The organism is Oligoflexus sp., assembly GCF_035638955.1.
In the GTDB taxonomy this organism is placed as follows: domain Bacteria; phylum Bdellovibrionota_B; class Oligoflexia; order Oligoflexales; family Oligoflexaceae; genus Oligoflexus.
The window spans coordinates 22,036-33,296 of the sequence record NZ_DASQYZ010000265.1 but is presented as its reverse complement, the minus strand read 5'-3'; the positions used below and the strand labels follow the sequence as shown (position 1 = coordinate 33,296).

Genomic DNA, 11,261 nt, shown 5'->3' with positions numbered 1-11,261 from the left:
CCTGGCTGATTTCTGCATTGCAATTATGCAGGGGGGGATGCTCCTGACCAAGTTGAAGAGAGATACCGATGCGTTTGAGAATGCAGCAGAACAGGCGCGCATCTATATCAAATCACTGAGAATGACTAGGGATGAAGGATGCTCACCTTAAGCCATGGCTCTGTTTCGCGATCAGTATAGAAAGCAGGTCGAAAGGTCAGATTGATTTGAATACACCCTATGCATGACCCAAACCGTCTAATTGAAATTAACCACTGAACATAAAAGTGTTTTTCCAAAACATTTTTTGCAGCTTCGCGAGCCGCTCTTCGTCTAGAAGATGGCCCTGCCCATGGATGGACAGGTGGAATTATGCAAAAGGAGTTGAAAATGAAAACTGTTCTATCGGTTTTAAGTCTTGCGGCCGCCATTGGCCTTTCACAGAGTGCTTTTGCCAGCTTCGTCACCTGCAATAAATCGCACGAACAGATATGGGTCAGTCACGCCTATTATGATACAGATAATACCTGGACATCCGAGGGCTGGTGGACCATGAATCCGGGTGAATGCAAAACAGTGTATGGACCCGACCTCAGCAATACGCGGCATTATCTTTACGCCGAAGGAGCTGCTGGCAAGAGCTGGACCGGGCCTTACTCGTTCTGTGCCGATGGCGGCAATGCATTCAAGTTTTACAACGCTGACAGTACGGGTGATTGTCCAGCCAAACCTTATTTCTGCGTGTGGACGCCGGACAAGGCAACAGGCGTCATGCCCTCTACTTTCACATTCACATTCTCACCAAATACATCTGTTAATGATCCGCGCTGCTGAGGACGGCAAGTGGAGTGATGGGTGCCTGGCTTCGATCCAGGCATTTCACTTGCTCTCAACGCGTATGAGGCGAAGGTTGATCCCTGCATCCCAGGCACCAGCGTAGCTTTTCACGTGAGGGGAAAGGGCCAGCAGCTGGCGTGAATATGTTATCGGAATAACCAGATTCCGTCCTAAAACATAATGAGCTATTTTTTGAGATGCAGCTTGAATGCCGGGAGCCTCAAACTGAGGCTTATAAGCATCGATGAGTTCCTGCAGTTCCGGCTGAGCAAAGGCTGGGATAGGATCGGCGTGGAGGTTTCGCCTGTCGAAGCGTTGATACATAGCCACAGGGTTGGCCTTCAAAAGGATAAACCCTATGCCAAGAGCCAGAGCGTCTTCGTCGGAAGATTCGAAGTGCCTCATCTGCTTCGCAATCAGGGAGACTTTCATGCCGATGGTACGAAGATTGTCTTCGATCAGCTTAAAATAGGGACCCGGATAATTCGTTTTGATGACGATCCTATAAGTTCTCTCACGCAGACCTTTCGGAAGAGTGATCCACAGGCGTTTGGCTTCATCGAGGTTTTCGATGACAGGTAACCCCAGATCGGCGGGCGAACCTGGAGCCGTGAGGTCACGGGTTGGGATATCATTGCGGTAGGAGGCTATTTTCTGGCGAGGGATGGCCAGGTCCAGCGCCTTTCGGAACGCTGCTTCTTTCACAAGAGGAGCCTTATCATTAAGGACCAGCGTGAATACCATCACTGGTGTCTCACCCCATTGAAACCTATAATACGAGTTATCAACCTTATCCTTGGGAAAGTGCCCGCCCTGCATAATATCCGGTTTTGCTGGGAGTTTATCGAAAGCGTAATTCCAAAGTTCAAGCTCGGCCGGGGCGTCCGCAGGACCTCGGTGCTTTTTCATTCTGTAGACCGAGCCATCGGCAGTTCTATGGACTACTGCGTAATCACCACAGCTCACAGGCGTTTTCTCGAAGGTGGCATGATCATCGGCCAAAACCCCAAAGGGAACAATCCGGGTGGCATCGGAGCTCAGCCAGGCAGGAAGTGTGTTATCAGGATATTTCAAACTGATCGTCAGGGTCTTTGCGTCCTGGATTTTGATGCCGGAGAGCATGCCTGACTGGAAGGGCGATCCGCTCTTGATGTGTTCCGCACCGATGATGGCATAGGCTCGCTCGGCCTCACCTCGGGTCGCCAGAAAAGGCCGCACCAGGGCATACTCCAAATCCTGGGTCGTAACAGCTTTGCCATCATGAAAGCGAGCGGCTGGATCAATTTCCAAGGTCAGCTGGCGATAATCAGGAGACCACCGAAACGAGCGGACAACATCTGGGCGGAGCGTCTGATCCGGCTGCAACTCGAAGGCGTGGCAGTAGAAGGAATACCTCAATGTGAAGCTGGATTGGGCCGATTGCTCTGGATCAAACGGATCCTGGGTGCCAGAGCTTACCAGAATCGTCGGCAGTTTAGACGAAGCCTTCGGGCTGCTGATGCAGGAGAGCGGAGCCAAAATCAGAACAATGCCAAGAACTCTGGTAATATAGAGGGTCATTAGTGAATGGTTTCCCAGGAAGGTTTGGACATGGTATATGGCAAGGTCGTAACCAAATGTACGCAGAAAGTCAGAGTTAGTGACGACTGCAAGCGATACCAAACAGTGGATCATCCGCACGCCAGCCATCTTCGGTCCGACCTCTCCTCTCAATCGAGACCGGATCATCCCTGACCAAGGGCGGGGCGACCAAGGGTTTCCCATGGTGGCCTCCCCGCCGGCCGTGAACATGGCAAAATCAAGGCTTTTTGAACTTCAGGATTTCCAAACGCCGATGATAAACCGCGGCCAATGTATTGTCGTCCACGACGATAAGATCGCTCAAGAAATCCTTGCGTACCGTGCGTCCTAGCAATTTTGGATTTTTCATGTCGTCAATTGACCAGACAGCAAGACCGTCCAATTCAGGGATCAGGATTTTTCTGCCCACAAAATGGATAGGCGTGTCGGACCAGGATGGCTTGTCTACTTTGTGCTCCACCTCTGCCAGCGGGTTCGACAGATCATTCATATCAAAAATTTGGATGTGGTCGAATGTCACACGAACAAGAAATTTGCCATCAATGACAGTAAACGCCTCGCTCGTCAGAAAACTTTCGATATTTTTCAATGTCTGGGTTTGAAAGACTGGATTAGGTTGATTAAGGTCGAGCACCTTAAAATCAATCTCATCCGTTAAAAAGATTCTTCTCGTACTCTGATCGGCATGAAAAAGCTGAGTAGCTATGCCCTGGGGCATTTCCACGGCGGAAATGGATGGACTGTTCATATCTTTAAAATTTAACAATGTCAGATATGTTTTGTTTGTGCCGTACGAGAAGGCAAACCTTGTGTCGCCTAATTTTGCAGACGAGATGGACCGTTGCTGAGTACTTAAACTCAAGGACTCGTCTGTCTCTTCATGAGGTTGATTTAAATCGACAGGCTTCAGTCCGTCCGTATTCCAGGAGTATTTCTGCAGCAGGGAGGCTTGGCCGTCCTCGATGCTGTATGCATAGAGAAAGTCATCATTGGCAACCGCGAGGGATTTCTTATCGTTCCCCAGAAAGTAGCGACCTATATAGGTGTCAACACCGGACACCCTTGTCTCCGTCAAAGTTCCGGGGTCTACGATAACAACGCCACCTCGGCTTTTGGCTATCAAATTTCCGCTATCAAAAGAAAATTTGCCTTGAGCATCGGGTATTTCCAGAGTCCCAACACTTTCCAGCACATCTGGAATGACGGCCGCCGGAGGAGTCTTATCTTCTTTTTTATCTTTGCCGCAGGCCATACTCATGGCAATCAAGCATGAAATCGGCAATAATTTCGTACGTTTCATAAAAGTCCTTGTTCCAAGGTTTTTACAACGAATTCACCCTGCGTAAGACAGAACAACTTGCTAAAGCAAATATTGCGTTTTTGTCCAAACCCGTAGACCAGTTAGACCAGCAGCCCGAACGTGAAGATACCGTCGAGGCATTGAGGCAAAAGAGGTTGGAATCTATTTGTCAGGAAGGAGTCATGGAGCAGATGGCGCTGCTGACAATGGGCACACCACCAATCATCGCGCACCTCAGAAAACCCACTTGCCATAGCGATAATATGCCGCCCTAAAAACGAAACTGCGCTACAATAGCTAGAAACAGCGAATGATTGGCTATGATTCGGAAGGAAACCTTCATGAGGCATATTTCAGTATGCACAATGGCGCTAGTAGTATGGCTTCTGTTCCCTTGCGGGTTGCTCATGGCAGCGGAACCACTGCATCTATCGACTACGCATGATGAGTATGATCTCGGTGAGCATCTGGATTATATTGAAGATAAGCAAGGCGCATGGACCATAGAAAAGCTCGCCGCGCAGGACCTTGACTGGCAACGAAGTAAAGCGTCAGTGCCCAGCTTTGGTTTTACGGATTCCGTCTATTGGCTACGTTTAAGCATTGACAGCGGTGAGCTTGGACCCGAATTAGCGGACTGGATATTGCAGGTTTCGTATCCGGTCCTGGATTGGATCGAACTGTATATCCCGCAGCCCGACGGTACTTTTCAGAAAAAGACCATGGGTGATCACTTGCCTTTTGCCAAGCGTGATATCGCTAACCAAAACTTCTTATTCCGTTTAAAACTATCCGGTGTCCAGACATTTTATCTCCGCTGCCAGACGACAGGGTCGATGAAAATACCCCTTAAGCTTCTCAATGCCGAAGCGTTTCATCACACCATCACCCGGGAGAATTTGGCCATTGGCTTTTTCACCGGGATTATCGTGGTCATGATGCTCTACAATAGTTTCCTTTGGTTTAGCCTGCGTGAGTTAAATTATCTCTATTATATTGCCTATATTGGACTGTTTCTAGTGTTCAATCTCGCGCTTAATGGTTTTGCCTATCAATATCTTTGGCCTCACAGCATCTGGCTCGCTAATTACAGTATTCCGATTTCCATTTACGGTTCAGCGGGTTTTGCATTGGCATTTTCACGTCGATTTCTGCGAACTCAATACAATGTGCCTCTGATCGATAAGTTTATCTTTGTCTTGATTCTATGGATCCTGCTTGGATTGTGCGGGATCCCGTTTTTATCCTACACGCTAACGGCTAAATTAAGCACGTCCTTGTCGTTTGTGCTGAACCTGGTATTAATATCGGCTGGAGCCGTATTAGTCAAACGCGGAGACCGCGCGGCCCGCTTCTACATGCTGGCATTTGCTTCGATATGGACGGGAATGGCAATCAAGGCCCTGCAGACGCTAGGCCTCATACCCGTTAGTTCTTTCTCGGAAAATGGTATCTACATTGGTTCGATAGCTGAGGTCATCCTCCTGTCCTTGGCACTTGGCGACAAAGTTCATCATGAGCAGCTTGATTCGCAAAGAAAAATAAACTCCTTGAACCGTGACCTGGAAGATCATGTTCGAACGCTGGATACACAGGTTGAAGCAAAAACCCGAGATATCAAGTCCATGCTCGTCCACATCAATCAAGGGATCTTTACCATCGAGCTACAAGGCGGAGTCGTGAGCATTGGGGCCGATTTCTCCGATTATCTCACCGAAATCCTGGAGTCAAAGGATCTTGCGGGAACGGCCTTGATGGCCAGCGTTTTTGCCCACTCCAGTTTGACCAGTGATGAGCTGGCGACGATCCAGAGCGCGCTCACCGCAAGCTTAGGAGAAGATCTCCTGACTTTTGAACTCAATGCGGGCACTCTGCCAAGGGAGTTCGACAGGAATTTTTCTGGTGATCGCCGCAAGACCCTGGAGATTGATTGGTGTCCTGTGTTGGATGCAAAGAACGAAGGCGTCGGCAAAATTCTCATTACCCTCCGCGATGTCACAGCATTGCGAGTTCTGCAATTACAAAACTCCGAGCAGCAAGATGAGCTCTCTTATATCTCGGAACTCATCAATGTCCCAGTTGGATCTTTTTCCCGCTTCATGAAATCCGCTCGAATCCTGATCTCCGAAAATTGGCGTTTGCTGGCCAGTAGCCAACAATGGGATGACGAAGTCCTGAAGATCCTTCTTATCAATATGCATACCCTCAAAGGCAACGCCCGAGGCCTTGGTCTTGGCAAGCTCGCAAGCCAGGTCCATGAGATAGAACAGTACTATATGCAGATGCGGATTGACCCCGACAAGCGTTGGGATAAGGAGCAGATTGGCAAGGGCCTGACGGACTCTGAGGCGATTCTTGAAAAGTACAGTGAGATCGGCAAACACAAACTCGGCCGTAGCGAAATCAGCGAAAGGATATGGGTCGACAAGAATTTGATTCGGGCGAAAATTCTTGATTTAGCGAATTTTCTTTTACGTCCGGCGCCTGAAGACATCAAAGCCTTTTTGAAGCTGACCAGCGATGATCTGAAGAATTTGATCTTCCGCCGCTCCGGTGAGGTTATACAAGAGGCGCTACGCAGTTTGCCGAGCCTGGCCCGCGACCTGCGCAAGGAGATACCGAATGTTGAGTTGGCTGTTGACGAATTCAATTTGACCGAACACGGTGAAGAGATCCTCAAGAATGTATTCGTCCATATCCTAAGGAATTCCCTTGATCACGGCATAGAGCACCCTGAAGTGAGGATCGCTAGCGGTAAGGAGCCTAAAGGCAGGATACGGGTTTTACTCCAATTGGTAGGCGATCATTATCTTCGCATTCGCTTTCAAGACGATGGTCGTGGTATCGATCTGCAGCGCTTGCGAGAAATTGGCCAAAACTTACAGCTGCTGCCTAAGGATAGGCTGACAGATGTAGACTTGGTCGCAAACTTGATCTTTCATGAAGGCGTTTCGACCAGCAAAACTGTCAACGAGATATCAGGACGGGGCATTGGAATGGGAGCGATTCGCGAGTATTTCCGCAGCAGTGGTGGTGAGATTACACTTGATTTGGAAAAACAAAGCCGATCGGATGCAGATTTTGTCAACTTCGCGTTGGAGATGCGTTTGCCTCTGGTGTCAGTCATCGTTTGAGCCAGGTTCAGACCTGATCGCCAGAAAAAAACAAGGAACGGCAAAAATCGAATTCATAAGTCCATGAGCTAAAACCATAATCGGGATACCAAAAGCAAATCGGGGAAATCCCGTCCAGAATTCATTCAGAATAGCTAAGGTCATGGATATGATAATGGAGCAAAGGCTCAGCATTGCGAAAAGGAATGAAAGCTTATGCCCTTTTTTAAGATTGAAAGCGTAGATTCCAATTAAAAAAGGCACAATCAAGGACAAGCCTACAACCCCAATCCGTTTGATAGAGGCAACTCCGTCGATTCCGAAAGCAACCAGCAAGAAGAAAATAAAGCATAGATAGCAACCCCATAAATATCCCTTATATGGAATTGGCCTTTTGGACAAAAATGCCAGGCAGCCAATGAACAGCCAGCCCAGGAAAATTCCGTGAAGGGCGGCATACAAACTCCATGTCCTGTCGTACCCCAGGAGGCGCAGATCAATGACGCCTGATACAAACCAGACTGCAGAAATAAGGCTAAACACAAATGGAAAGCACGAGGCCATGCCTTGGATTGAAAAAATGGTTTTGTATTCTTTCTTAAGGTAAAGCAAAAATCCGAAAGCGCAGAACACCAGCCAAACAACGGCGGAGTGGTTTGAATTCAGAGCAGGGCCTATAAGCAAAATTATGAGTGATACTTTATGGACGTCCGCATAAACTCTAGAATCATTGAGAAAGAACCTATTTGTCATGACAGGCGCCAAAACAAAAGCGACGCATAAAAGCAAAATAAGCAGTGTGAGTTCAGTCATTCTGAAGGCCTTTTATCCTACTTTTAATTCCACTCATAACGTTGGCAAATTAAAGCCAGCAAAGCTATTCTTTATCTGACAAGACCCGATTGGCTTGCAGGGCAAAATCAAGATGGCCTCAAATTTCATTTATCTTATGGGAGTCGATGTTTGATAATCGGCACTGAGCTAACCAAAGAGATTTTTAGCTTTCACTTAGTGAATCTCTCGCTCATGAAGGTGCCTCTATTTTGGCTGTGGTCGGCAAGACAAAATAAGATCGCTGGCCTCAATCACTCAGAAAGTTTTTTGACCATGAAATTAGGGGTGCCCATTGCTTCGCCCCCCAGGTACAACATTAAGACTGTTGCCTTCTTCGCCTGGTGGCAGGAAGCGCATTATCTCGATGAATTTTTAGAACATCCTTCTCAGCGCTTATTTGATGGCGGATGGCATGTCAGATTGAAGCTCTATAGGCGATGGGGCGAAATCGCAGAATTAAGAAACGCTGTCGTCGACCCTAACATAGCGGTGCGCGACAAGCCGATTGTCGCAGTCACGCTTGCAAGGCTAAACATTCTTCAAACTCCTAGGTTCATAAAATGGGGAATGCCTGTTGAAAGCCAGGTTCGCGATCATAAAGGTCAATCTTTAGCTCTGGCGGCATTTCGACCTTTTAATACGTTCTCCACCTTGAGTATCTGGAACAATGAATCTGCAATGACCAATATGGTTTACGGAAAAAACAAACTGGACGACGGAGAAAGTCACCAGCTATCCATGCAGGAAATGATTCGCAAAAACTTTCACCATGAGTTTACTACAATGCGTTTTGCTCCATTCGCAGAAGCTGGAGAGTGGGATGGAAAATCAGATTTATTCGCAGCGCATAACAAGAGCCTATCTTAAGGTTGAAGCTCCTTGACGAGCATGCTGACAGCTTCGTCGGTGGCTTGTTCAGCTCCTTCCCCACCTGCATTGGTCACAGCGAGAAAACTGAAATCTTTCAAGGGTGCCATCCAAATAACGGCATGGTTCATCGTATTGGATCCAGAATGTGTGAAGGTCGGACCTCCCGCCCAAGGCCGATCCACCCGAAGCCATCCCCCATAGGTATACTCATCGCCGGGATAACTTTGATGAAGCTTCTTGAATGCTGAAGATTTTAAAAGAGAAGTATTCCGGCCGTTGAAACCATCCATATGCAATTGGGCAAACTTACCCCAATCGTCAAGCGTGCAGTGAACTGTCCCAGCCGGCCCCAGCGTGGGTGGATTGTCCCCTTGAAAATCCGGGGTCACAGGACGGAGCACGCCAGCAGTTCGTGTATGGGGCCAAGGTTGATCGACTGGGTTGGCTTTGGTACGAGCTTGGGCTCCAAAACCGCAGCCATTCATTCCCAAAGGCTTAAAGAGTTCTTCCTTGATCAGGACCTCCCAGCTTTTTCCAGTCCGGGCTTCGAGAACCGCTCCAATGATCATGTAGCCGGCGTTGCTGTATTCAAAAGTGGAACCTGGCTCGTGAGCAGGAGGAGCTGATAGCATGGCTTTCGCCACCAGCTTGCGACCTTCAACGGGATCAAGGCTGGGGTCCCAGAGTTTTTGCCACAAAGTTCCCCTCTGAAACGAAGAGACATCTCCTGGAATTCCTCCTCGATGTGCCGTCAGAAGTTCAAGTGTCACGTTCTTATAGGCCGGACTCATGGTGGCTACCAGCTGAGGGAAAACCTCTTGCAGGGTCGTATTCCATTTGAGTTGGCCACGTTCAATAAAGATGGCGAGCAGCGTTGCAGTCATCGCCTTGGTGCAGGAACCCAGGTGGAATTTATCTGTGAGTAAAGCTGGAGTGGGGTGATTCCACTTGCGAACGCCACTCACATAGCCGAATGGCTTTTTACTGGACACAACCTGTACTGCAAGCGCGGGCAGAGCATAGTCGTCCCGAATCGCATCCAATTGATTCTGGCCGACTTTGGCAGGTTCATCATTCAAAGTCCCTTGCGGCTGATTGTCAGTTTTGCAGGAGCGACTGGCACACGACAAAAATAGACTCAAAAGGGACAGAACCAGAAAATATCGAAGCATAGACACCCAGCATTCTTGTTTATACCCTGCAGAAAGGGTCATGAATGGCCTGAATCCAGTCAGAATAAGTGACTCTAACAAACCAAGTCGACGGGTTCAAGCCGATGTCTTCTTCATCACCTACGTTAGGTGCTACGCCTCGATCTCCAACTCCAACAGCTGATTGACCTCTATGAACGATTTGAGTATAGGCTTGGAAGCACATCCAGAATCAGTTTAATGGGGTCAACCATGGCAAAGTACATAGCTGTTATTGGAGGGGGACCTGCCGGCTGTCATGCGGCCTACCTCCTGCACAAGCAAGGATATGAAGTCGTTCTCTTTGAACGTGACCCATCGATCGGTGGCCGAACTTGTTCCTGGCAGGAACAGGGTTGGGCCATTGATTCGGGTGCCGGCTTCGTTACAAACTTCTACAGCATGCTATGGCCACTTGTGAATGAACTCGGGCTTCTGGCTGAGATGACGAACCTCTCGCGTTCCAACGCCTTGACCAATGGCCAGAAGACGGTGGATTTCACGGTTGGATCGGTCAGCTCCTTCCTCTCTTTTCCGTTTCTTGGAACCCGTGACAAATTCCGCATGGCCTGGCAGGCAGCCTTGATCACAGCACGGCACCAAAAGCTTGACCTCAGCCGCCCTGAAACCCTCGCTTCATGGGATGATCGATCGGTTCGGGACGAGGCGCTCCACTTGTTTGGAGAAGAGGTTTATCAGTATCTCGTGCGGCCCAGCATCGAACCTTTCTGGTACTTTTCCTGCACAGACGTCTCACGCGCGATGTTGCTGGGGTTGATGGCCAAGGCTTCGACCGCGAAGTTTTTTGCTTTCAAACGTGGTATGAGTTTTCTTTGCCAACGCCTGGTGGCTGGAGTCAAGGTCCATGTCAACGCTCCCATCGACCGTATTGCCCGTGATGGAAAACTGTTTCTCCTACAGGGTGAAGGCTCAGGTCGGACTGAACGCCGGGCTTTTGATGGCGTCGTGCTCGCTACAACAGCCACCGCAGCTCATAAGCTGACCTCGCAGCTAGATGATCATCTTGTGCCTGCGGCCACGCGAAACTTTTTATCCAGTCAAACCTATGTTCCAAATGTTCATGTTGCCTTTCTTACAGACGATCGCGCCTCGCTACCGCCGATGAGCTCCCTTTTTCCCTGCGGCCCTCACCGCAGTCCAGTCGCTGCGATCAACTTTAATAGCCACAAACAGCAAAGCCGCCCCTCGGGAGCGGAGCACCAGGATATAATCGGAGTTTTCCTCAATGCCCAGGAAAGCCAGAACTGTCTTTCCATGCAGGATGATGAGCTGAGTGACCACGCCTGGCGCTTGGCCCGCGAACTTTGCCCCGGCCTTCCTGCACAGAGCAGGTTATATCAACTTATAAAGCGACCCGAGGCCATCCCCCTTCACAGTGTGGGACGATACCGGCAGGCGGTTGAAGCCTTGAACGCTCAACAAGGCCCTGTTGTCTTTGCCGGCGATTATCTGGCTTCTGCGACCGTCGATGGGGCTCTTTACACAGGCCTTCGTGCAGCCCAAACACTCGCGAAAAATCTCAGCCAATAAAATGTT

The 11,261-nt window shown here is 49.1% G+C and carries 9 protein-coding genes; 5 read left to right on the top strand and 4 right to left on the bottom strand.

From position 1 onward, the window contains the following. The first annotated feature begins 369 nt into the window (after positions 1–369). Positions 370–813, top strand: coding sequence for a DUF1036 domain-containing protein (locus VE954_RS24645; protein WP_324957822.1), 444 nt, complete (start codon positions 370–372; stop codon positions 811–813). Positions 814–858: 45 nt separating this feature from the next. Here the strand turns inward: VE954_RS24645 and VE954_RS24640 are convergent, their stop codons facing one another. Together VE954_RS24640 and VE954_RS24635 are read right to left on the bottom strand one after the other, a co-directional pair. Next, positions 859–2,376, bottom strand: coding sequence for an ABC transporter substrate-binding protein (locus VE954_RS24640; protein ID WP_324957820.1), 1,518 nt, complete (start codon positions 2,374–2,376; stop codon positions 859–861). A gap of 238 nt (positions 2,377–2,614) precedes the next feature. After that, positions 2,615–3,697: a hypothetical protein gene (locus tag VE954_RS24635; RefSeq protein ID WP_324957818.1), complete on the bottom strand. Its 1,083-nt coding sequence runs from the start codon at positions 3,695–3,697 to the stop codon at positions 2,615–2,617. 8 nt (positions 3,698–3,705) lie between these two features. Between VE954_RS24635 and VE954_RS24630 the strand changes: the two genes are divergently transcribed. Both VE954_RS24630 and VE954_RS24625 read left to right on the top strand, forming a co-directional pair. Next, positions 3,706–3,972, top strand: a complete 267-nt coding sequence (locus tag VE954_RS24630) for a hypothetical protein (RefSeq protein ID WP_324957816.1) — start codon at positions 3,706–3,708, stop codon at positions 3,970–3,972. 132 nt (positions 3,973–4,104) lie between these two features. Continuing rightward, positions 4,105–6,831, top strand: a complete 2,727-nt coding sequence (locus VE954_RS24625) for a 7TM diverse intracellular signaling domain-containing protein (protein ID WP_324957814.1) — start codon at positions 4,105–4,107, stop codon at positions 6,829–6,831. Here the strand turns inward: VE954_RS24625 and VE954_RS24620 are convergent. Continuing rightward, positions 6,817–7,623 carry a hypothetical protein gene (locus tag VE954_RS24620; protein ID WP_324957812.1) on the bottom strand — a complete coding sequence of 269 codons (807 nt, stop codon included), beginning with the start codon at positions 7,621–7,623 and terminating at the stop codon, positions 6,817–6,819. The two genes, VE954_RS24625 and VE954_RS24620, sit on opposite strands and share 15 nt — an antisense overlap. 150 nt (positions 7,624–7,773) lie before the next feature. Between VE954_RS24620 and VE954_RS24615 the strand changes: the two genes are divergently transcribed. Further along, positions 7,774–8,511 (top strand): hypothetical protein, encoded by a 738-nt coding sequence (locus tag VE954_RS24615; protein WP_324957810.1) that lies wholly within the window; start codon positions 7,774–7,776, stop codon positions 8,509–8,511. Here VE954_RS24615 and VE954_RS24610 read toward each other — a convergent pair. Next, positions 8,508–9,686, bottom strand: coding sequence for a serine hydrolase domain-containing protein (locus tag VE954_RS24610; RefSeq protein ID WP_324957823.1), 1,179 nt, complete (start codon positions 9,684–9,686; stop codon positions 8,508–8,510). The two genes, VE954_RS24615 and VE954_RS24610, sit on opposite strands and share 4 nt — an antisense overlap. 231 nt (positions 9,687–9,917) lie before the next feature. Here VE954_RS24610 and VE954_RS24605 point away from each other — a divergent pair, with 231 nt between their 5' ends. Next, the gene (locus tag VE954_RS24605; protein ID WP_324957809.1) at positions 9,918–11,255 is read left to right on the top strand and encodes a protoporphyrinogen/coproporphyrinogen oxidase; all 1,338 of its coding nucleotides are present in this window, start codon (positions 9,918–9,920) and stop codon (positions 11,253–11,255) included. Positions 11,256–11,261: the final 6 nt, after the last annotated feature.